This window comes from Cyanobium sp. LEGE 06113 (genome assembly GCF_015207615.1).
In genome coordinates this window covers 39,737-59,459 of the sequence record NZ_JADEWM010000006.1, presented here as the reverse complement: position 1 = coordinate 59,459, position 19,723 = coordinate 39,737, and the positions used below count along the sequence as shown (strand labels likewise).

23 protein-coding genes and 2 pseudogenes are annotated in these 19,723 nt (G+C 69.1%); 13 read left to right on the top strand and 12 right to left on the bottom strand.

Annotated features, from left to right (window positions below):
• Nucleotides 1-35 precede the first annotated feature (35 nt).
• Both IQ220_RS11130 and IQ220_RS11125 read left to right on the top strand, forming a co-directional pair.
• Nucleotides 36-1,220 (top strand): NAD(P)H-quinone oxidoreductase subunit H, encoded by a 1,185-nt coding sequence (locus IQ220_RS11130; protein WP_186698320.1) that lies wholly within the window; start codon nucleotides 36-38, stop codon nucleotides 1,218-1,220.
• A complete protein-coding gene (locus IQ220_RS11125) occupies nucleotides 1,213-1,650 on the top strand; it encodes a DUF2752 domain-containing protein (RefSeq protein ID WP_370566454.1) in 438 nt (145 codons plus the stop codon). The genes IQ220_RS11130 and IQ220_RS11125 overlap by 8 nt, the downstream gene beginning before the upstream one ends.
• Before the next feature lie 10 nt (nucleotides 1,651-1,660).
• Here IQ220_RS11125 and IQ220_RS11120 read toward each other — a convergent pair whose 3' ends face one another.
• On the bottom strand, nucleotides 1,661-2,347 hold the full coding sequence (locus IQ220_RS11120; protein WP_186698318.1) for a hypothetical protein: 687 nt from the start codon (nucleotides 2,345-2,347) through the stop codon (nucleotides 1,661-1,663).
• Between the two features lie 77 nt (nucleotides 2,348-2,424).
• On the opposite strand from IQ220_RS11120, the gene IQ220_RS11115 reads away from it, so the two are divergent.
• On the top strand, nucleotides 2,425-2,871 hold the full coding sequence (locus IQ220_RS11115; RefSeq protein WP_193915034.1) for a thioesterase family protein: 447 nt from the start codon (nucleotides 2,425-2,427) through the stop codon (nucleotides 2,869-2,871).
• Here the strand turns inward: IQ220_RS11115 and IQ220_RS11110 are convergent.
• The 6 genes from IQ220_RS11110 to menA are packed head-to-tail and all read right to left on the bottom strand — an operon-like array spanning nucleotide 2,822 to nucleotide 6,568.
• A complete protein-coding gene (locus IQ220_RS11110; RefSeq protein ID WP_186698314.1) occupies nucleotides 2,822-3,037 on the bottom strand; it encodes a hypothetical protein in 216 nt (71 codons plus the stop codon). The genes IQ220_RS11115 and IQ220_RS11110 overlap by 50 nt on opposite strands.
• A complete protein-coding gene (locus tag IQ220_RS11105; RefSeq protein ID WP_193915033.1) occupies nucleotides 3,037-3,315 on the bottom strand; it encodes a TM2 domain-containing protein in 279 nt (92 codons plus the stop codon). Before IQ220_RS11105 ends, IQ220_RS11110 begins: the two co-directional genes overlap by 1 nt.
• Nucleotides 3,299-4,582, bottom strand: coding sequence for an AMP-binding protein (locus IQ220_RS11100; protein ID WP_370566440.1), 1,284 nt, complete (start codon nucleotides 4,580-4,582; stop codon nucleotides 3,299-3,301). The genes IQ220_RS11105 and IQ220_RS11100 overlap by 17 nt, the downstream gene beginning before the upstream one ends.
• Entirely contained in the window at nucleotides 4,564-5,109 is a 546-nt protein-coding gene (locus IQ220_RS16580) for an enolase C-terminal domain-like protein (RefSeq protein WP_370566439.1), read from the bottom strand. The genes IQ220_RS11100 and IQ220_RS16580 overlap by 19 nt, the downstream gene beginning before the upstream one ends.
• Nucleotides 5,103-5,564 (bottom strand): hypothetical protein, encoded by a 462-nt coding sequence (locus IQ220_RS16575; protein ID WP_370566438.1) that lies wholly within the window; start codon nucleotides 5,562-5,564, stop codon nucleotides 5,103-5,105. Before IQ220_RS16575 ends, IQ220_RS16580 begins: the two co-directional genes overlap by 7 nt.
• Before the next feature lie 5 nt (nucleotides 5,565-5,569).
• Complete coding sequence (gene menA, locus IQ220_RS11090; RefSeq protein ID WP_193915031.1) at nucleotides 5,570-6,568, bottom strand: 2-carboxy-1,4-naphthoquinone phytyltransferase; 999 nt, start codon at nucleotides 6,566-6,568, stop codon at nucleotides 5,570-5,572.
• 74 nt (nucleotides 6,569-6,642) lie between these two features.
• On the opposite strand from menA, the gene IQ220_RS11085 reads away from it, so the two are divergent.
• The 3 genes and pseudogenes from IQ220_RS11085 (at nucleotide 6,643) to IQ220_RS11075 (ending at nucleotide 9,774) form a co-directional block, all read left to right on the top strand.
• Nucleotides 6,643-8,031, top strand: coding sequence for an isochorismate synthase MenF (locus tag IQ220_RS11085; protein WP_193915029.1), 1,389 nt, complete (start codon nucleotides 6,643-6,645; stop codon nucleotides 8,029-8,031).
• 13 nt (nucleotides 8,032-8,044) lie between these two features.
• Nucleotides 8,045-9,151, top strand: a pseudogene (locus tag IQ220_RS11080) (cyclic nucleotide-binding domain-containing protein); the annotation flags it as partial.
• Between the two features lie 32 nt (nucleotides 9,152-9,183).
• Nucleotides 9,184-9,774: a patatin-like phospholipase family protein gene (locus IQ220_RS11075; protein WP_370566453.1), complete on the top strand. Its 591-nt coding sequence runs from the start codon at nucleotides 9,184-9,186 to the stop codon at nucleotides 9,772-9,774.
• A gap of 3 nt (nucleotides 9,775-9,777) precedes the next feature.
• On the opposite strand, the gene IQ220_RS11070 is transcribed toward IQ220_RS11075, so the two are convergent.
• From IQ220_RS11070 to grxC, 3 genes and pseudogenes are all read right to left on the bottom strand, one after another.
• Nucleotides 9,778-9,981, bottom strand: a complete 204-nt coding sequence (locus tag IQ220_RS11070) for a hypothetical protein (protein ID WP_193815741.1) — start codon at nucleotides 9,979-9,981, stop codon at nucleotides 9,778-9,780.
• Nucleotides 9,982-10,005: 24 nt separating this feature from the next.
• Nucleotides 10,006-11,005 (bottom strand): annotated as a pseudogene (gene gshB, locus IQ220_RS11065) (glutathione synthase).
• 8 nt (nucleotides 11,006-11,013) lie between these two features.
• Nucleotides 11,014-11,274, bottom strand: coding sequence for a glutaredoxin 3 (gene grxC / locus IQ220_RS11060; protein ID WP_186698303.1), 261 nt, complete (start codon nucleotides 11,272-11,274; stop codon nucleotides 11,014-11,016).
• A gap of 84 nt (nucleotides 11,275-11,358) precedes the next feature.
• Here grxC and prfB point away from each other — a divergent pair.
• The 6 genes from prfB to IQ220_RS11030 all read left to right on the top strand — a co-directional run bounded on the left by prfB (nucleotide 11,359) and on the right by IQ220_RS11030 (nucleotide 15,180).
• Nucleotides 11,359-12,493, top strand: a protein-coding gene (gene prfB, locus IQ220_RS11055) for a peptide chain release factor 2 (protein WP_193915023.1) whose coding sequence is annotated in 2 segments (ribosomal slippage) — nucleotides 11,359-11,433 and nucleotides 11,435-12,493 — 1,134 coding nt in all. Because the reading frame shifts where the segments join, the coding sequence is not laid out codon by codon here.
• On the top strand, nucleotides 12,486-12,656 hold the full coding sequence (locus IQ220_RS11050) for a DUF3285 domain-containing protein (RefSeq protein WP_186698299.1): 171 nt from the start codon (nucleotides 12,486-12,488) through the stop codon (nucleotides 12,654-12,656). The genes prfB and IQ220_RS11050 overlap by 8 nt, the downstream gene beginning before the upstream one ends.
• A 3-nt stretch (nucleotides 12,657-12,659) precedes the next feature.
• Nucleotides 12,660-13,220, top strand: a complete 561-nt coding sequence (gene ybeY / locus IQ220_RS11045; protein ID WP_193915146.1) for an rRNA maturation RNase YbeY — start codon at nucleotides 12,660-12,662, stop codon at nucleotides 13,218-13,220.
• 68 nt (nucleotides 13,221-13,288) lie between these two features.
• Complete coding sequence (locus IQ220_RS11040) at nucleotides 13,289-13,717, top strand: diacylglycerol kinase family protein (protein ID WP_186700045.1); 429 nt, start codon at nucleotides 13,289-13,291, stop codon at nucleotides 13,715-13,717.
• Between the two features lie 41 nt (nucleotides 13,718-13,758).
• A complete protein-coding gene (locus tag IQ220_RS11035; RefSeq protein ID WP_186698297.1) occupies nucleotides 13,759-14,352 on the top strand; it encodes an aminodeoxychorismate/anthranilate synthase component II in 594 nt (197 codons plus the stop codon).
• Between the two features lie 150 nt (nucleotides 14,353-14,502).
• A complete protein-coding gene (locus IQ220_RS11030) occupies nucleotides 14,503-15,180 on the top strand; it encodes an MBL fold metallo-hydrolase (RefSeq protein ID WP_228009151.1) in 678 nt (225 codons plus the stop codon).
• A gap of 6 nt (nucleotides 15,181-15,186) precedes the next feature.
• On the opposite strand, the gene IQ220_RS11025 is transcribed toward IQ220_RS11030, so the two are convergent.
• Complete coding sequence (locus IQ220_RS11025) at nucleotides 15,187-16,302, bottom strand: histidinol-phosphate transaminase (RefSeq protein ID WP_228009141.1); 1,116 nt, start codon at nucleotides 16,300-16,302, stop codon at nucleotides 15,187-15,189.
• A gap of 192 nt (nucleotides 16,303-16,494) precedes the next feature.
• Nucleotides 16,495-17,412, bottom strand: coding sequence for an N-acetylmuramoyl-L-alanine amidase (locus IQ220_RS11020; RefSeq protein WP_193915019.1), 918 nt, complete (start codon nucleotides 17,410-17,412; stop codon nucleotides 16,495-16,497).
• A gap of 881 nt (nucleotides 17,413-18,293) precedes the next feature.
• On the opposite strand from IQ220_RS11020, the gene IQ220_RS11015 reads away from it, so the two are divergent.
• Nucleotides 18,294-18,911, top strand: a complete 618-nt coding sequence (locus tag IQ220_RS11015) for an FkbM family methyltransferase (protein ID WP_193915016.1) — start codon at nucleotides 18,294-18,296, stop codon at nucleotides 18,909-18,911.
• Nucleotides 18,912-19,723 lie beyond the last annotated feature (812 nt).

Below are 19,723 nucleotides of genomic sequence, written 5' to 3'. Positions count from 1 at the left end.
AGATCCCGACACTCTTCCTCCGCCCCCCCGGCCCCATGACGCAGCTGGAAACGCGCACGGAGCCGATGGTGGTCAACTTCGGCCCCCATCACCCTTCGATGCACGGGGTGTTGCGGCTGGTGGTGACCCTCGACGGCGAGGACGTGGTGGACTGCGAGCCGGTGATTGGCTACCTGCACCGCGGCATGGAGAAGATCGCCGAAAACCGCACGAATGTGATGTTCGTGCCCTACGTGAGCCGGATGGACTATGCGGCCGGCATGTTCTACGAGGCGATCGTGGTCAACGCTCCCGAGCGGCTGGCCAATGTACCGGTGCCCCGGCGCGCCAGCTACATCCGGGTGCTGATGCTGGAGCTCAACCGCATCGCCAACCACCTGCTCTGGCTTGGACCCTTCCTGGCTGATGTGGGCGCCCAGACACCGTTCTTCTACATCTTCCGCGAGCGGGAGATGATCTACGACCTCTGGGAAGCGGCCACCGGCCAGCGGCTGATCAACAACAACTACTTCCGCATCGGCGGAGTGGCCGCCGATCTGCCCTACGGCTGGCTGGAGAAGTGCCTGGATTTCTGCGACTGGTTCGGCCCCAAGATCGACGAATACGAGAAACTGATCACCAACAACCCGATCTTCCGCAAGCGCATCGAGGGGCTGGGGGCGATCACGCGTGAGCAGGCGATCAACTGGAGCCTCTCGGGGCCGATGCTGAGGGCTTCCGGCGTGCCCTGGGATCTCCGCAAGGTGGATCACTATGAGTGCTACGACGATTTCGACTGGTCGGTGGTGACGGCCCAGGAGGGTGACTGCTTCGCGCGCTACCGGGTGAGGGTGCAGGAGATGCGCGAGTCGCTGAAGATCCTGCGCCAGGCCTGCGCCATGATCCCCGGCGGCCCCACTGAAAACCTGGAGGCCAGGCGCATGGCGGAGGGCAAGGGTGGCGAGGCCAGCGGCTTCGACTACCAGTACGTGGCCAAGAAGGTGGCCCCCACCTTCAAGATCCCCTCCGGCGAGCTCTACACCCGGCTGGAATCCGGCAAGGGCGAGATCGGCGTGTTCATCCAGGGCAACGACGACGTCACCCCCTGGCGCTTCAAGATCCGCGCCGCAGACCAGAACAATCTGCAGATCCTGCCCCACATCCTCAAGGGCGCCAAGGTGGCCGACATCATGGCCATCCTCGGCTCCATCGACGTGATCATGGGATCGGTCGATCGCTGAACTCGGAGCGTCCCGAAGCCCGCGCCGCCGCTTCCTGAGCCAACTGCAACGGGCCGGCTTTCTCCTGCCCGCCGGCCTCACCGGCTACCTCTGGTTCAAGGGCCTGCATCCCTCCCTACCGGGTTGGCCCTGTCCGCTGCGAGCCCTCACGGGACTTCCTTGCCCCAGCTGCTTTCTCACCCGCGCCACCAGCTCCAGCCTGCAGGGGAACTGGTCGGAGGCCCTGGGGCAGCATGCCTTCGGACCGCTCGTGGCCGGAGCCCTGCTGGTGTGGTCGCTGCAGGCGATCCGGCACCGACGGCTCTGGCCTGGCGGCCTCAGGCTCAGACCCTGGCAGGGGGGCGCCGGCATCGCCCTGCTGCTGGGCTACTGGGGGGTGCGGATGGTGCTGCACTACCGCCTGGGGATCCCAGCCTTCCCCAGCCCATGAGACGCGCCCCTCAGCTCAGCACGCCCCGGTGATAGGCCACGTTCTGGATGTAGAAGCTGGAGACGGGAACCGCCACCAGGGCCCCCAGGCCGCAGGTGGCCACGGACACAACGGCGACGACCAGGCCCGTGAGGATCTCGATCCCCACGAATTCCCAGCCCCGCTGGGAGCGGTAGACGGCCTGAAACGAAGTCCGCAGGGCATCGAGCACCGGCAGGTCGGTGTTGAACACCTTGTTGACGTACACAGGTCCCACCAGGGCCACGGCAATCCCGGGCAAGACGCACAGCAGCAGGCCGATCACCACGGCAACGGTGAACAGCACCCCCGCCAGCAGATAGCGCCAGGGGCGTGCCCACAGAGCCTGGAACGCCGCCTCGATGCCGATGGTGTCTCCGGTGGCGTAGTGAATGGCCGGGACGGCGGTGAACAGCACGCCCACCAGGCTGGAGAGGATCGAGAAGGGCAGCTGACCCAGCTGGCCCACGACCAGCGCCGTTCCGGCAGCGGCATCGGACATGTCCTCGCCGCCGGCCGCGGCGAACACGATCAGGTTCACGATCAGATAGATCGCCACCCCCACCCCACTGATCACCGCCGTGGCCACCCAGATCAGCAGCATCGTGGGCACATGGGCCAGGAAGGCTTCCCAGGCACGGATCAGGGTGGGCTGTTCGGTGGCGGCGGGGGAAGCCAAGGGCTTGGAGGCGCACTGTGGCGACTGTACGAACCCCCGGCGGGACTAAAACGCTGGGGTGACCACCGCCCGGCGTCATGGAACCCTCCCATTGGTTGCAGCTCAGCCGCACGGTGCGCTTCGGGGACACCGACGCCGCCGGGGTGATGCACTTCCAGCGCCTGCTGGGCTGGTGCCATGAGGCCTATGAGCAGAGCCTGGAGCGCTTCGGCCTGGCGGCGGCGGAGGTGTTCCCCACCCCCGGCAGCTCCCTGGCCGTGGCCCTGCCGATCGTGCACTGCCGGGCCGATTTCCTGCGTCCCCTGGTGTGCGGCGATGGGCTGGCGATCGCCCTGAAGCCGCGACGGCTCGATCCAGGCCGCTTCGAGGTGGGTTACAGCTTCTGCTGCAACGGCGATTCCGTGGCCCGGGGGCTCACCTGCCACGTGGCGATCGAAACAACAAGCCGCCGGCGCTGCCCCTTGCCGGCGGCGCTCAATCGCTGGCTGGAGGCCTCGAGCCTGGGGGGGGTGCAGCCGCTGTAGCCCAGTACAGAGCGGCCAGCTGCAGGGGCAGCAGGCTGGCCAGCACGGCGAGGAGGTGCAGAGAGCCGTCCTGGGGAATGGAGCCGAAGGCCCCAACGCTGATGCCGGCCGCAGCCAGCAGGATCAGCCCGCTGAAGCGCCGGGCCGGTTTGGCTGGAGCCGCCATCAGAACCAGTCCTTGACGGCATCGATGTAGGTGACCTGGAACTCCTCGTTGGTCTTGGTGAGGTAGAGGATCCCCTCGATCAGCCCGATCACCCCCATCACGAAACTGGCGATGCCACAGGTGACCACGCCCCCGGCCAGGGACACCACGAGCATGATGATGCCTGCCTTGGTGTAGCCAAGGATGAATTTGTGCACGCCAAAGGCGCCCAGGAAGATCCCGGTGAGGCCCACAGCCAGTTTCTTGTTGCTCAGCTCGGCATCACTCAGGGTGGTCATTACGGGGGTGACAGGCGATGGGGTCGTCCCCCGCTTCTAGCGATTCGAGCCAGCGCTGCCAACGGGCCCGGGGCCACTTGCCCAGGGCCGTGGGTGCCAGCGTGGTGCAGAGCTGCCAGGTTCGAGGCCGTTCGGCAGGGGGCCAGGCGGCCACGGCGGCCTGCAGCTGGGCCAGCAGGGCAGGGCCATGCGCCGCGGGCTGAGCCCGCACCAGGGCCACCAGGCGCTGGCCCCAGAGCGGATCGTCCACCGCCAGCAGCAGCACCTCCCTCAGCGGCAGGTTCGTGCTGGCGGCGAGGGCCCGCAACCTCGCCTCCAGCTGTTCGGGAAACACCGTTTCGCCGCCGCTGTGGATGGCGCCATCCAGCCGCCCCAGCACCTGCAGGCCAGCCCCGCCCAGCCGGGCGGCATCGCCGCTGCGCCACCAGCCCCCCGCCGCCAGCGGCAGCGGCTGCAGCACGCCCGCGCCCAGATAGCCCGGGCTGAGCCTGCAGCAGCGCATCTCCAGGGCGCCCTGCTGCGCCGCCAGACGCAGCTCCACCCCCTCCAGGGGCGGGCCGCAGCCCACCGCGCCGGCCAGGAACGCTTCGGGATCCAGGGCGGCGACCATGGCGGCGGTCTCGGTGGCGCCATAGCAGGGGGCCAGCCGCAGACCGGCCTGGCGGGCCTTCTGAGCCAGGGCCGGCGGCAGCGGCGCGCCACCCACCCAGATCACCGCCAGACGCTGCAGCCAGGCCAGCCCGGCCGGGTCGGCCAGCAGACGGGCCAGCTGGGTGGGCACCAGCGACAGCAGGGCCGGCGACTGCGTCGCGATGGGCAGATGGGCGGCCAGGGCCTGGGGCTGGCGCATCAGTGCGGAGGAAATCTGCCGGTGGGCGCAGCCCCAGCGACGCGAGCGCAGCCAGGGCAGCAGGCCGCTCACGTGGTGGCTGGGCAGGGGGTTGAGGTGCACGCAGGCGGCGGGGTCGAGGCCGATCCCCTCCAGCCAGCGGCCCGTGGCCGCGGCTGAGGCCTCCAGGTGGGCGAGCGGTTGCAGGCACCAGCGCCGCCCGCCCGGGCCACGGCTGCCGCCGCTGCCCAGCACCACCCCGGCCCCCCAGCGCTCCGCCAGCTGATCCAGCGTTCTGACCCCCGCCGCCCCGAGCGCCAGGGCCAGCGCCTGCTGCTCCTGGGGGCCGGCCAGGGCCACCAGCTCACCGCGACGCCAGGCCGCCTCCAGCTGCTCTGGCCCCAGGGGTTGCTCGGGCCTCACAGGGCCGCCCGCCACACCGCCTCCGGGCTTGTCGAGCCCAGGCTGCCCAGAGGCTGCCAGGCCCTGGCCAGGCCAGGGGCCACCGGGGTGGGGCCGCGCCACTGCAGAGCGGCGAGGTGCTCCAGCCAGCGGCGGCCGATGCCGGTTTCAAAGCCGCTGCTCAGCATCAGGAAGGAGCTGCCCCGCTCCAGTGCGGCCAGCAAGGGCCTTGGGTCGCCCTCCTGGCTGGGACGCCGCACCTGCCAGGAGGGCCAGTGACCCGCGAGTTCGGGGTGGCACTCCAGCGACTCATCCAGGGCCACCGGCAGCTGGCGGACCAGCAGCTCCAGCCCCTCCCGATCGGCAGGGGGCAGGGGCTGCTCCAGCCACTCCAGCCGCGGCTCCTGCCGCAGCCGTTCCGCCCAGGTCCAGGCAGTGGCCCGGGTCCAGCCCCCGTTGGCATCGAGGCGCAGACGGGCCGAGGCGGGCAGGCGCTCCAGCAGCTGCTCCAGCAGGCGGCGCTCCAGCTGATCGGGCTCGGCGGCCACCTTCCACTTCAACACCAGCGGATCAGGGCAGGAGCCCTCGGCCAGCAGACGCTCCAGTTCGGCCAGGGCCGCCTCGCCGGCCGGCAGCAGCGCCGCCCCGGCGGGGGCGTCCAGCCAGCGCCCCTCGGGCAGGCCGTCGAGCTCCGCCAGGGCAGCCCCCAGGCGAAGGCCAGACAGCGCGGGCAGCCGGGCCGGGCCAGCAGGTCTTCCAGAGCGGCGCGGTCGCTCTCGGGGGGGAGGGCTGCGATTGCCTGATCAAGGCTGCGGGAATCGCCCTCCAGCAGCGCCGCCTCGCCCCAGCCCACGGCGCCATGGCGGGGGGCCTCCAGGCGCAGCAACCAGCCCTGTTTCACCTCGATGCAGCCGCGGGCGGTGCGCAGCGGCCGGGGCAGCGGCGCCCGGAACGGCCGCCACTCCAGGCTGAGCACCTGGGCCGCCGACGTTTCACCCAGGAGGGGAGGCTGGGCCATGGCCTTCAGAGCCAGCGCCCGAGGGCCAGACCCAGAGCCAGGCCGAGGCCGTTGAAGGTCTGGAAGCGGAGGGCCAGAAACTTGCTGCCCGCAATCGCACTGGGGCTGTCGTGCTGTTGCTGCAGCAGACCGATCAGCTGGCGGCCTGGGGCCAGCGCCAGCCCGCCGAGCAGGGCGGTGAGGGGCCAGTGGCCCAGCAACACCGGCGCCCACTGCAGCGCCAGGGTGAGGGCCACGAACCAGGGCACCAGGCCTGCAGCGGTGGCCGTGCCCAGCTGCACCACCGGCGAGCGCTTGCCGTGATCCGCATCCTCCTCCACCTGATGGAAGTGGGAGCAGAACAGCACCAGGGTGGTGGCCACGGCCGCTCCACTGCCCAGCAGCAGGGCGGTGCGCCAGGGGATGCTGCTGGCGGCGGGGCCCAGGGCCAGCAGCGCCGCCGCCGTGGCCAGGGGCCCGAAGGCCAGCCAGCACAGCGGCTCCCCCAGGCCGTGATAACCGAGGCGAAAGGGCGGGCCCTGGTACAGGTAGCCGAGGGCGCAACAGCCCAGCACCAGCGCCAGCACCAGCGGCGTGCTGCGCCAGGCCACCAGGGCCATCAGCAGCAGCCCGGCCACCAGAGCAATCCGGGCCCAGCGGGCCACCGTGGCGCGACGGCCGGTGAGGTTCACCAGGGAGTGGGGCTTGCCGTGGGTGTCCACGCCGGTCTCGGCGTCATGGACGTCGTTGGCGAGGTTTTCCCAGGCCAGCAGCAACACGGCCGCCAGCAGGAACAGCAGCAGCTGGTCGAGGCGCAGCACCTCGCCCTGCCCCCAGCGCCAGCCGGCCGCCAGCAGCGCCGGCATCACCGCCACGGCATACATGGGCCACTTGATCGCCGAGCGCCAGAGGAGGCGCCGCTGCTCGGCCGCGCCCGCCGCCTGCCCTGAACCCACGGCACCCAGTGCCGCCACGGACCCGGGCGCTGCGGCGTAACGGCTTGCGACGACCTCGGGCTCAGGCATGGGGACCGGGGGCGGCAACCGCGACAGGACCCATACATTTGAGCAGCTCTTCGCGGCGCCCCGGGCCCCAGCCGTTGCCGGCTCCTGATTCCTTCACCGATCTGCTGGCCCTGGCCAGCGAGGGCGCCCGCCAGGCGGACGAGGAGGGCGTGCTCAGCCTGGCCATGGCGATCGCCCCGGGGGATCCGATGGCCCTGCTGCCCCACCTGGAGGGCGGCGACAGCTTCCGCTTCCTCTGGGACGGCGCCCCGGGGCTCTGCATCGCCGCCAGCGGCCGCACCAACAGCCTGGAGCTGAGCGGTCCGCGGCGCTTCGAGCTGGCCCAGCGCTTCGCCAGCGCCAGCCTCAATCGGCTGGCCGGGGCCCAGGTTGCCTGTCCGCCCCTGGCCAGGCCCAGGGTGCTGCTGGCCTTCGGCTTCTTCGACGCCCCCCTGGACACCAGCGTCGCCGCGATCCCAGGGGTGCAGGCCGTGCTGCCCCGCTGGCAGCTGAGCCGCCATGGCCAGCACTGCTGGCTGCGGCTGCAGCGGCCCCTGGGCGGCGGCGTCACGGCCCGCAGCCTGGCCGAGGAGCTCTGGGAGAAGGCCCGCGAGCTGGAGCGCCACAGCCACGCCTCAGCGGCCAGCGCCACGGTGGCGGTGGCCCTGCGCACGCCGTGGCAGGAGAACTACCGCCAGGCGGCGGCCCAGGCCCTGGAGCTGGTGGAGGGCGGCGCCCTGCAGAAGCTGGTGCTGGCCGTGCGCCAGCAGCTCACCCTCAGCGCCCAGCCCGATCCCCTGGGCCTGCTCGCCCCCCTGCGCCGCCACCAGGGCGGCAGCTGCCGGCTGCTCTGGCAGCGCTGCGCCGGATCGGCCCTGATCGGCGCCTCGCCGGAGCGGCTGCTCACCGTGCGCCAGGGCCAGCTGCGCAGCGATGCCCTGGCCGGCACCGCCCCCGCCGATGAACGGGCCGCCAGCCTGCTGCACTCCACCAAGGACCGCCTCGAACACGAGCTGGTGGTGGATACGATCACCGCCGTGCTCAGCCGGGCCGGCCTGAACCCGCGGCGGCCTCGGCATCCCCGCCTGGCCCGCCACGGCCAGCTGGTGCACCTGCACAGCCCGATCAGCGCCTGCCTGGGACGGCAGCAGCCCCTGGCCATCGCCGCCGCCCTGCACCCGACGCCGGCGGTGGCGGGTCTGCCGCGCCGCGAGGCCATGGCCTGGCTGCGCAACCTGGAGCCCTTTGAGCGGGGCCACTACGCCGCCCCGATCGGCTGGATCGACAGCGCCGGCGACCTCGACCTGCGGGTGGCGATCCGCAGCGGCACGGTGGAGGGGCGGCAGCTGGAGCTCACCGCCGGTGCCGGGCTGGTGCCGGGTTCGGCGGTGGACCGGGAGCTGCAGGAGGTGGCCCTCAAGCTGGGGGTGCTGCAGCAGCAGCTCAACCTGCCCCAGCCCACGCGGCTGGCCGGGCCTGCCTGATCGATACCCCTCCATGACACAAGCGCTTCATGCCCTGCTGGCCGGGGCCCTCGCCGGTTCAGGGGTGCTGGCGGGCCTCGATCCCAGCCGTATCACCGCCCTGGGCCCAACCCAGCTGGCCATCGAGGAGGGAGAGCTCCTGTTTCGCCAGGGTGATCCCGGCGACCACGCCTATCTGGTGCTCACGGGGGTGGTGGGGCTGCACACCGGGCCGCCGGGCCAGCCGGAGGGCTTCTTCCGCAAGGTGGTGCCCGGGGAGCTGGTGGGGGACTACGGCCCCCTCAGCGGGGAGCCCCGCTCCGCCTCGGCCCTGGCCCTCACGGCGGTTGAGGTGCTGCAGTTCGACGGCGACCAGCTCAAACAGCTGCTGGAGTGCGAGCCCGGGGTGCCATCCCGCTTCATCACAGCCCTGGCCGAGGCCGCCTCCGTGGGTCGCGACCCCGGCCGCTTGCCGCTGCAGACGATCGTGATCCACGACGCCTGCCCCGGCTCGCCCCTGACCACGGCGGTGCGGCGCCTGCTGCCGGAGCAGCTGCAGCGGCTCAGCCAGGGCCTCAACGGCCTGGACGACGTCAGCATCAGCGCAGCCTCCGAAGCTGACGACGACCCCGAAGCCGCCCTGCACGCCCGGCTGGTGGAGGCCACCCGCACCGGCCGTCCCGAGGTGATCGTCAGCGACGATCCAGCCGCCCTCAGCCGCCGCAACCGGCTGCTGGTGGATCGGCTGCTGATCCTCAGCGAGGGGGAGGCCAGCAGCATCCGCCTGCCCCAGGCCGAAGCTGGCGAGGCCCTGCTGGTCAGGCTCTGGCCAGCCGAGGAGCAGAACCCCCGCTCGCGGGACTGGGCCACGGCCCAGCCCTTCGCCCAGGTGCTCAACCTCAAGCCCGAGCGCCCCGATCACCTGGAGCGGCTGGCCCGGGCCACCCTGCGGCGCCAGCGGGTGCTCGTGCTGGGCGGCGGCGGCGCCAGGGGCTTCGCCCATGTCGGCGCGCTTTCGGCCATGGAAGAGCTGGGCCTGCGCGACTTCGACATGGTGATGGGCGTGAGCATCGGCGCGCTGGTGGCCTCCCTGGTGGCCTTTGAGCTGCCCGCCAGCGAAATCCTCAGCAACCTGGAGCGGGTGATCATCAAGCGAGGCCCTACTCCTTCACCCTGCCGCGGGGCTCCCTGTTCACCCTGCGCAACTCCCGGCTGGAACTGGAGCGCTTTTTCGGCAGTGCCCGGCTGCAGGACAGCTGGCTGCCGCTGCGCACCTTCTCCACCAACCTCGCCACCAACCAGCTGCAGGGCTGGGGCAGCGGCGACATCGCCACGGCGGTGATCGCCAGCATGTCGGTGCCGGGTATCTTTCCCCCCGTCGCAGACGGGCAGGGCCAGCTGAACGTGGATGGCGGCATCCTCAACAACCTGCCGGTGGCCGAGGCGCGCCGGCGCAGCAATGGCCGGGTCGTGGCCCTGTCGCTCGATCCCGATCCGGAACTCAGCGCTGAAGCTGGGGCCGACAGCGCGGCAGAGCGCGGCAGCGAGCGCCAGCCCCCCTCCCTGGGGCGCACGATCATCGACGCGATGATGTGCGGCTCCCACGCCACCACCCGGGCCCAGGAGCGGCTCGCCGATGTGATCCTGCGACCCGATATCGGCAGCTTTCCCTTCCTCGACTGGAAGCGCTACCAGGAGATCCACACGGTGGGCTACGAGGAGGCCATCCGGCAGCTCCAGGCTGGCTGGCCGCAGAACCGCTGAGGGCTAAGGCTGTGGCGGCAAGCCCACGGCCTGGCGCCAGCTGGCCAGGGGACGCGTCCAGCCGCGTTCCCAGCGCTGGGCCAGCAGCGGCTGGGCCTTGTAGCCCAGGAGGTCGCTGTTCACCGCCACCTTTCGGTAGTAGTCGGGATCGAAGCCATGGTCCTGGAGGTGGCGGGCCAGGGCATGGCCAAGACTTTCGGGGGGCATGGCGTAGCCCCTCACCGCAAGGTTTCAAGCCTGGCTGAGTCGGGCCACGGTGAGGTCGGCGAGGGGCACCCCGCCGAGGCGCTCCACCTCGCGGATGCCGGTGGGGCTGGTCACGTTGATCTCGCTGAGGCGGCCGTCGATCACGTCGATGCCCACGAAGAACAGCCCCTCGGCCCGCAGGGCCGGAGCCAGCTCGGCGCAGATGCGGCGCTCCTGGTCGGTGAGTTCAGTGGCCTGGGGCGCTCCCCCCACGGCGAGGTTGCTGCGGAATTCACCGCCGCTCGGCACCCGGTTCACGGCCCCGAGGGGCTCGCCATCCACCAGCAGGATGCGCTTGTCGCCGGCCTTCACCCCCGGCAGAAAGGCCTGCACCATCACCGGCAGCTGTTCCTGGGCCGTCACCAGCTCCAGCAGGGCCCGCAGGCCTGGGCTGGAGGCCGAGGCGAACACCACCCCCTGGCCGGCCCGGCCGCCCAGGGGCTTGAGCACCACCTCGGCGTGCTCGGCGGTGAAGGCCGCCAGGGCCTCCACCCGGCTGGCCACCAGGGTGGGAGCCATCAGGTGGCTCCAGCGCAGGGCACTGAGCTTTTCGTTCCAGGCCCGCAGGGCGGCGGGCCGGTTGATCACCGCCACCCCCTGGCGCTCCGCCAGATCGAGCAGGTGGGTGGCATAGAGGTAGGCCTCGTCCACCGGTGGGTCCTTGCGCATCCACACGTGGGCAAAGGCCGTGAGCGGCAGCAGCTGGGGCTCCCCCAGGCGATACCAGGGCTCCGGCACGATCCAGCCCTCGGGCCCCAGCGCCATCGGCTCCAGGGCAATGGGCCAGGCCCGCACCCAGGCCTGATGGCCTGCGGGGGCGGCGGAGGCAGCGCAGCGGGCCGAGAGGTCGGCCGGGTTGCACCCACACGGGCCGGCCGGCGCGCTGGGCCGCCTGCATCAGGGCGGCGGTGGAGTCCTTGGCGGGGTTGATGCGACCGATCGGATCGATCACGAACAGCTGGGCGCCCTCCTGCTGGAACGGCATTGCCACCGTCAGGAGGCCAGCAGGGCGTCGAGCCTGCCGCTGCGTTCGAGGGCGTGCAGGTCGTCGCAGCCGCCCACGTGTGCGCCGTTGATGAAGGTCTGGGGCACGCTGCGGCGGCCGCCGCTGAGCTCGGCCATGGCCGCACGGGCCCGCTCATCGCCGTCGATGGCGAATTCGGTGTAGGCCACACCCTTGCGATCGAGCAGGGCCTTGGCCCGCACGCAGAAGGGGCAGGCCCGCCACGTGTAGATCTCGACGGTGGGGGCCATGGGCGCTCGCGGCTTGATGAAGGAATCCTAAAAGCGGCCCCAGCCCCTCGCTGGTACGGTCGATTCACCGACCGCCCGTGCCCGGTGCTCGATCTCACCGACTTCAAACGCGACCTCTCCGAGCTCACTGACCGCCTGGGCAACGCCCAGGACTGTCTTTGACGTTCCTGCCCTGAACGCCCGGCAACAGGACCTCGAGCAGCTCGCCTCCCAGCCGGATTTCTGGAACGACCAGCAGGCGGCGCAGAAGCAGATGCGCCAGCTCGACGACGTGAAGGCCCAGCTGCAGCAGCTGCAGCGCTGGCAGACCGCCGTGGGCGACGCCGAAGCCACCCTGGAGCTCTACGAGCTGGAGCCCGACACCGAGCTACTGGAGGAGGCCCACGGCGGCCTGGGCCAGCTGCGCAGCGAGCTGGATCGCTGGGAGCTGGAGCGGCTGCTCTCCGGCCCCTACGACAAGGAGGGGGCCGTGCTCACCATCAACGCCGGCGCCGGCGGCACCGATGCCCAGGACTGGACCCAGCTGCTGCTGCGCATGTACACCCGCTGGGCGGAAGACCACGGCATGAAGGTGAGCGTCGATGAGCTCAGCGAGGGGGAGGAAGCGGGCATCAAGAGCTGCACGATCGAGATCGAGGGCCGCTATGCCTACGGCTACCTGCGCAACGAGAAGGGCACTCACCGGCTGGTGCGCATCTCGCCGTTCAACGCCAACGACAAGCGCCAGACCAGCTTCGCGGGGGTGGAGGTGATGCCCAAGCTCGATCAGGAGGTGAAGCTCGACATCCCCGACAAGGACCTGGAGATCACCACGTCACGCTCCGGTGGTGCCGGTGGCCAGAATGTGAACAAGGTGGAAACGGCGGTGCGCATCCTGCACATCCCCACAGGCCTGTTCGTGCGCTGCACCCAGGAGCGCTCCCAGCTCCAGAACAAGGAGAAGGCGATGGCGCTGCTGATGGCCAAGCTGCAGGTGATCGCCCAGGAACAACGGGCCTCGGAAATCGCCGACATCCGCGGCGACATCGTGGAGGCCGCCTGGGGCAACCAGATCCGCAACTACGTGTTCCACCCGTATCAGATGGTGAAAGACCTGCGCACCCAGCACGAAACCACCGATGTGCAGGGAGTGATGGACGGCGACCTCGACCCCTTCATCCAGAGCCTGCTGCACGCCGGCGTGGCTGGGGGCGAAGCCGAGGCAGACAGCGATGGCTGAGCCCAGTCCGGACGCCAAGCCCAGCTTCGTGAAGCTGGCGATGCGCAACATGGTGCGCAAGGGGCGCCAGAGCTTGCTGCATTTCGGGCTCACAGCCGTTGGGCTGATGGCTTTCCTGGTGCTGGTGGCCTGGCTGGGCCGGCCCCAGCTGCCCGGGGGCTGAGCCATCGAACTCGATCTCGCCTTTGACGCCTCCGCCACCGGTGCCGCTGAGCTGGCCGACCCCGAAGCTGGCCCAGCGCTGTGGCAACAGCAGCTGGAGCGCTGGCTGGACCTGCTGCAGCCTGAGCTGCCCGCCGCCCTGCAGGCACCGGCCTACAGCCTGGGGCTGAGCCTGGTGACCGATGCGGCCATCGCCGCCCTCAACCAGGACTGGCGCGCCCTCAGCGGCCCCACCGACGTGCTCGCCTTCGCCGCCCAGGATCCAGACCTCGACGGCCTGCCGGCTCAGCCGGCCGGACCCGACGGGGCAGCGGCCGCCCTGGAGCTGGGCGACATCGTGATCTCCCTGGACACGGCCGAGCGCCAGGCCCCAGAGCACGGCCACAGCCTGGAGCGCGAGCTGCTGTTTCTGGCCAGCCACGGCCTGCTGCACCTGCTGGGCTGGGACCATCCCGACGACGAGGCCCTGGCGGCGATGCTGGCCCGGCAGGAGGCCCTGCTGAGCGCCTGCGGGCCCCAGCCGGGGGTGGTCGCCCGCGTAGCCGGCAGACCTTTTCAGAGCTGAGAACGGCGGTAGGGTGCGGCTCAGCCATGACCAGTCCCCGCCCGCTGCCCGAACCCCGTCCCCTGCTGATGGAGGCGCCCCCGCCAGTGTCACGCAGGAAGGTGCCCAAGCGGATCGGAGCCTGGCGGGTGGCCGGCGATCTGCCCTCGAGCTTTCGCTACGCCGCCCAGGGCCTGGCCTACGGCCTGCGCAGCCAGCGCAACTTCCGCATCCATACGGCCACCGGCGCCGTGGTGTTCGGCCTGGGGTTGTGGCTGCAGCTCAGCGCCGACCGCATGGCCCTGCTGGTGCTCACGGTGGCGGCCGTGCTGGTGCTGGAGCTGCTCAACACCGCCACTGAGGCCGTGGTGGACCTGGCCATCGGCCGCCAGTTCCACCCCCTGGCCCGGGTGGCGAAGGACTGCGCCGCCGCCGCCGTGCTGGTGGCGGCCATGGCGTCGCTGGTGATCGCCGCCCTGCTGCTGGTGCCGCCGATGCTGAGCCGCTTCGGCCTCTGAAGCCGGCTCGGCCTTTGAATGGGCCGAGGCCCCGAGCATTCATGCTTCTCGTTCTCGACAACTACGACAGCTTCACCTTCAACCTGGTGCAGTACCTGGGCGAGCTGGCGGCCGACCATCCCCTCGCCGCCGAGGTGCGGGTGGAGCGCAACGACGCCCTGAGCCTGGAGCAGATCCGTGCCCTGCAGCCGGCGGCGATCCTGATCTCGCCGGGCCCGGGGGATCCGGATCAGTCGGGCGTGTGCCTGGAGGTGCTGCGGCAGCTGAGCCCCACGGTGCCCACCCTGGGGGTGTGCCTGGGGCACCAGGCCCTGGCCCAGGTGTATGGGGGCCGGGTGGTGCGGGCCCGGGAGCTGATGCACGGCAAGACCTCGCCGGTGCTGCATGAGGGCGCCGGGGTGTTCGAGGGCCTGCCCAGGCCCCTCACGGCCACGCGCTACCACAGCCTGATCGCGGAGCGCGACTCGCTGCCCGACTGCCTGGAGATCACCGCCTGGCTGGAGGACGGCACGATCATGGGCCTGCGGCACCGCAGCCATCCCCACCTGCAGGGGGTGCAGTTCCACCCCGAGAGCGTGCTCACCCAGGGCGGCCACGCCCTGCTGGCCAACTTCCTCAACCAGGCGGCAGGCTGAACCCCGGGGGCCAGCCAGGCCTGGCAACGCTGCTAACTTCGCGCCATCAAAGCGGCCCGATTCGATGGTGAGCGCCACCCAGACCCGCCGAAGCCGGCCGCGGCCCAGCCGCAGCGGCAGCGCCCTGGTGGCCCTGGCCCTCGGCGCCGGCTGGGGCTGAGCCCGGCGGCGGCCCTGGCCGGCAGCGGCGTGAGCATCACCAGCTACGGCCACAGCGCCCTGATGATCCGTGGCGGCGGCGCCAGCGTGCTGCTCAACCCGTTCAAGGCCGTGGCCTGTGCCGCCGGGCTGGCTGAGCCGCGGGTGAGCGCCACGGTGATCCTGGCCAGCAGCCGCCTGCTGGATGAGGGAGCGCCCGTGGCCAGCGGCAAGTTCCTGGTGGATCCGGGCTCCTACCGGGTGGGCGGCCTCAAGATCGAAGGCATCGGCGGCCCCCACGACCGGGTCGGCGGCCGCCGCTTCGGGCAGTCCACGCTGTGGCGCTGGCAGCAGGGGGGGCTCACCTTCGCCCACCTCGGCGGCACCGTGGCCCGCCTCAGCCCCGCAGACAAGGTGCTGCTGGGCCGCCCCGACGTGCTGATCATCGGTGTGGGTGGCGGCGCCAAGGTGTACGACGGCAGCGAGGCCGCCGAGGTGGTGCGCGAGCTGCAGCCGGCGGTGGTGATCCCGGTGCAGTATGTCTCCGGCTCAACGCCCGCCGACTGTGATCAGGGCAGCGTGGACGGCTTCCTGCAGGCCATGGGCGGGGTGCCGGTGAAGCGGCCAGGCCGCAGCCTCAACCTGCCCGGCAGCCTCAGCGGCGGACCGGTGATCCAGGTGATGCGCTGAAGAACGTCAGGCTGAGCTGATGGCCGTGTAGGCGGCCCAGAACTGCTGCATCTGGGCGGTGGTGCCGAGGCTCACCCGCAACGAGCCCCCGATCAGCGGCTTGCCCGCCATGGAGCGCACCAGGATGCCGGCCTCCCTGAGGCGCCGCTCCACCTCCTCAGCCGGGCGCTCGGGCCAGAGCAGCAGGTAGTTGCCGCCGGCGGCGTGGTGGCGCACGCCCTGCTGCTGCAGCTGGCTCACGAGCCAGTGGCGGGCCCGCAGCACCTCGGCCACGTAGGCATCGGTGTAGGGCTGATCGGCCAGGGCCGCCAGGGCGGCCGTCACCGCAAAGCTGTTGATGTCGTAGGGGCCGGTGACGCGGCTGAGACGATCCACCACCGCCTCAGCACCGATCGCAAAGCCGATGCGCAGCCCGGCCAGGCCGGCCGTCTTGGCCAGGGAGCGCAGCACCAGCAGGTTGGGCATGGCGGCGAAGTCGGCCGTGGGCAGCACGCTGTCGCCCGTGAAGGCCTCATAGAGCTCATCCACCACCACCAGCGTGGCCGGCGCGGCGGCGGCCAGCTCCAGGATCTGCCCTGGCGCCAGCCGGGTGCCGGTGGGGTTGTTGGGGTTGCAGAGCAGCAGGATGCGCGGGCAGGGCTCGGCGAGCAGGGCCTGGCGGATGGCCTCGAGCGGGAAGGCGAAACCGGGCAGCTCATAGGGGATGGCGGTGATCTCCATGCCCTGCATCTGGGCGCAGGGGCTGTAGTAGCCGAAGGTGGGGCTGGTGGTGAGCAGCCGGTCGCCCCGGTTGCCGTAGGCGTGAAAGAGGGCATGGATCGCCGCATCCACCCCGTTGAACAGGCCGACCTGAGCCGGGGCGAGCGGCCTGGCCAGGCCTGAGGGGGAGGCGCTGAGGTTGGCCACCACCGCCTCGCGCAGGCCGTCGTACTCGGGGTAGATGGCGTAGTGATCCGCCGGGATGGCGCGCAGCGCCGCCACCACGCGGCGGCTGGGGCCCACGGTGTTCTCGTTGAAATCCAGCCGCAGCAGGCCGCGGCGGCCCTCCAGCGGGGCGCTGTAGGCCTGCAGGCTCTCTACCTCTGGCCGGGCCGGGGGGCCATCTGGCAGGCAAGGGATCAAGGAGCAGCCCGCGGGAACCGTAGGCAGCGTAGAAAGCGGTCTGCGGGGTGGTTCAAAGACTGGATGGCGTGGATGAGCTGGTGGCTGGCCTGCTGTACGGCAGGGGCTGCGACTCATCCAAGCCGGGCACCTGTGGTTGCACGCGGAGTGTTCCAGAAGGGACCGTCGTCCGCAGGCTTGGTCAGCAGTCTCCTAACCCCCCCGCCGCTCTCGCAAGGCAAAGGGCTCGAAGCTCACAGTGATACCAAACTCCTCGGCGAACTCGAGCACGCGGCACCAGGCGCGGTTGTCACGCAGGATGCCGCGCAGGATCACCGGCGCATTGCCGTTCTGCAGCGTCATCTCGAACAGGGGCCAGCCCACCGAAGGCTGCACCTGATCGTCACGGAAGCTGGGTACCACATCAAGGCTGCCGACGAGGATGCGGCGCCGGTTGGCGTCCCACTCGTAGGGGATCTCATAGAGGCTGAGCAGATCGGCCGCCAGGGCCCAGGAACTGCCGTTGGAGTCAAGCTCAACCGCCAGCGCCTGGCCGCGGACACGCATGGTGGCCGGACGTCGGAAGGCCAGGCGCTCGGGCCCACCGACGCCTGGCATTGCCGCCGGCAGGCCCACTGGCGGCTCCGGCTCGAGCAGGAGGCGGCGGATGCGCTGGCGTAGTTCATCGCCGCCGGTGGGCGGGCCGCCCCTGGTGAGCTGCAGAAAATCCCAGCGCTCGCCGGTGCCGCCCCAGATCACGGGGCCGTAGTTGTCGTGCATCCAGCGGCCGTCGCGGTTGGATGCCGCCTCGGCGTGGGTCATCAGCCGCTGGATGCTGATGTCGGCCGCGTCCCAGCCCCAGCTGCGGGCGATGGCGGCGGCCTCACCGCATAGGGCATGGAGCTGGATTTCGGTGGGCGGAATGCTCCAGGGATCGGGGCGGCCGCCCATGCAGGCGCAGGAAAGGGCCACCGCATTGCTGTTGCGCCGCCAAGTGTGGGCGGGCAGGTCGATGCTGTAGGCGTGCAGCCGGTGCAGGCGGCCGTCGCCGCCGATGATTGTGTGATAGAGGCCGGGGCGCAGCCAGTTGTAGGGGGTAGCGGCCCAGTGCAGGTAAATGGTGGCCGGCATCGGCTGAAGCGGTGGAGACGGCATCTATGACGCTGTGGACCGTAGCCGCAGTGGGCAGTGAAACCAGTTCGCGCCAGCTACTCTCAACTTGTGGCTTCGATCCACGCCTGCAGTCTCACTGAGACCTGTAGCTCCATCCGGCATGAGATTTGTGTGGCGATATCACCCGCTCTTTCGCCCGAAACCACCTCTGCCGCAACCCATCTCGGCCTGATCAGCTACCTCCAGGCGATTCCAGATACGCGAATCCAGCAAGGGCTGCCCATTCCGGCTTGGTAGCCACTGATGGTGGCGATTTTGGCATTCTGAGCGGTTGAGAAAACTGAGGAGGTCTGAATCGCTACTCCTTCGGAGCAGGCTTCGCCTACGCTCGGTGCCACCATTCGGAGCTCGGGCACCGTCAGCACCTGCTCAGAGAAGATCCCCCGCTCACGGCAGTAGCCGCTGAGCTCAGTGGCATTCAAACCAGCCGTCTCCGGGCAACCGTGAACTGCTCGGCAGCACTCCCAGAAACCGCCAGGCCTTCCTCCATTTGTCGAGGATGATCACAGGGATGCCCAGCGCCTCGGAATCCGGGCCACGCTCTTCGCAGAAGCCTGCGGCTAGACGACCTCGCTGTAACGACGCATTGACCCTCTCCATCAAGCCCCCGGGTGGACGGTTGAGAGGGGTAACAGCTTTCCTGAAATCGGGAGAGGAGGAGCCACGAGGCTATACTATGAAACGTCAATACCAATGCCGAAGAGGTTACTTAGACTACCATGGATAAGCATGCCATAAAACGACTCATTCACATTACAGACTCTCTCTTCGGCTTCAGGTGTATACGGGGGCATACATTCTACTCAAGGCCCCTAACTGCGAGCTCAGTCGTCCTGGACTTGGGTGCCAACCTCGGCGGCTTTTCGAATTACATTGCCTCAAGATATCAATGCAGAGTCTTTGCCGTTGAGGCATCTCCAACACTATTTGCTCAACTGGATACAGCGCCCCTGGTCCGCAAGTTTAATTACGCCGCCTGCAGCAAGAATACAACAATTAGCTTTTACGAATCTACCAAAATAGAGGCAGGCAACACAGTAGGCCCTAAGTCCAACTCAACCGGGAAGGTGTTTGAAGTGAAAGCAAGAAGCCTTGCTGCCTTGGCTTCTGAGTTTGGCATCGAGACAATAGACTTGCTCAAGGTTGATATAGAAGGAGCAGAGGTGGACTTATTTGACCATGTGCGTGCTAAAACCTTAAAGAACGTCAAACAACTGACAATTGAGTTTCATGACTCCGTTCCAATCCCAAATGTTTCCAAAGACGATGTTGAGCGCATCATCAAGAAGATAGCATCGATCGGCTTCGCCAAGGCATCCATGGGAGACCAGAATTCGGATTGGCTCTTTATGAACAGAAAACATATCCATCTTAATCGGCTGACTCGTTTCTATCTGCGAAATCGAAAATATCTCACAGATCAGCTTCAACGCATAGCCAGAAGACTCGGCCACTGATTTCCAATCAACCTCATGTGCCACGGGCTCATACGAAAAGATATAGATGAAGCTTACCTTGAGAGTGGAGAATTCAAGCCTAGTATTGTGTTTCGCCTGTCAGCTGACAAAGGGCAGCACTAACGACTGGTGTTTCTCTGTCGCAGTTAGCCGGCGTGAGGTTGACGGCCTTGGACTCGGACTTGGGAATGCAGGTAGGGCCCTTGCTCATCTGTGAGATCAGCTGGTCAGGGATGCTACTGAGGCGCAAAGGCTAACGTTGTATTTTGCCCAGAAATGCCACTCCCACTCGGAGATGTTGCCGGCGGTTGTGGTGATGTTCATTAAGGGCGTGCTCCACTCTCAGGCGGGCTCACGATCACTGGCACTCCCTATTCTGACGTGAGACTTCAGAGGACCAAGGGCCACAGAGGAACCAGCGCACCATGCCAACCTCCACGTCGGTGAAAAGGACAAGAATGCCGAGGAAGAAAAGCGCGACAGCAGTGCCAGAGAGGAGGTTTCCAACTGTCATGGGACGAGTGCTGAGTGGTTACCAGCATAGTACTGGCACGTAGCGCTCTTGTGGCGCTGGGCAGGCACGATCCTAGTCATCATGGATGTGACTGAAGAGATTCGATTACCAGCTGCCAGCCTCGCTTGCCCAGCGGATGCGGGCCCGTTAGGTAAAGACCGGACGCAGGACCACCTGTTTAAGTGTTAGCGCACAAGGCGCCAGGGAGTCTCTGAGGAACAGGGGTTTGAGCAATCTTCACCCTGACCAATCGATGGAAGCTGCTCTCATGGGACTGACCGTCTCGGTTCAATCGCCA

Excerpts from the sequence above, each read along its gene's own strand:
- IQ220_RS11130 (WP_186698320.1), top strand. The coding sequence starts at position 36 with ATGACGCAGCTGGAAACGCGCACGGAGCCGATGGTGGTCAACTTCGGC.
- IQ220_RS11115 (WP_193915034.1), top strand. The coding sequence starts at position 2,425 with ATGGAACCCTCCCATTGGTTGCAGCTCAGCCGCACGGTGCGCTTCGGG.
- IQ220_RS11110 (WP_186698314.1), bottom strand. The coding sequence starts at position 3,037 with ATGGCGGCTCCAGCCAAACCGGCCCGGCGCTTCAGCGGGCTGATCCTG.
- IQ220_RS11105 (WP_193915033.1), bottom strand. The coding sequence starts at position 3,315 with ATGACCACCCTGAGTGATGCCGAGCTGAGCAACAAGAAACTGGCTGTG.
- IQ220_RS16575 (WP_370566438.1), bottom strand. The coding sequence starts at position 5,564 with ATGGCCCAGCCTCCCCTCCTGGGTGAAACGTCGGCGGCCCAGGTGCTC.
- menA (WP_193915031.1), bottom strand. The coding sequence starts at position 6,568 with ATGCCTGAGCCCGAGGTCGTCGCAAGCCGTTACGCCGCAGCGCCCGGG.
- IQ220_RS11070 (WP_193815741.1), bottom strand. The coding sequence starts at position 9,981 with ATGCCCCCCGAAAGTCTTGGCCATGCCCTGGCCCGCCACCTCCAGGAC.
- grxC (WP_186698303.1), bottom strand. The coding sequence starts at position 11,274 with ATGGCCCCCACCGTCGAGATCTACACGTGGCGGGCCTGCCCCTTCTGC.
- IQ220_RS11050 (WP_186698299.1), top strand. The coding sequence starts at position 12,486 with ATGGCTGAGCCCAGTCCGGACGCCAAGCCCAGCTTCGTGAAGCTGGCG.
- IQ220_RS11040 (WP_186700045.1), top strand. The coding sequence starts at position 13,289 with ATGGAGGCGCCCCCGCCAGTGTCACGCAGGAAGGTGCCCAAGCGGATC.
- IQ220_RS11035 (WP_186698297.1), top strand. The coding sequence starts at position 13,759 with ATGCTTCTCGTTCTCGACAACTACGACAGCTTCACCTTCAACCTGGTG.
- IQ220_RS11020 (WP_193915019.1), bottom strand. The coding sequence starts at position 17,412 with ATGCCGGCCACCATTTACCTGCACTGGGCCGCTACCCCCTACAACTGG.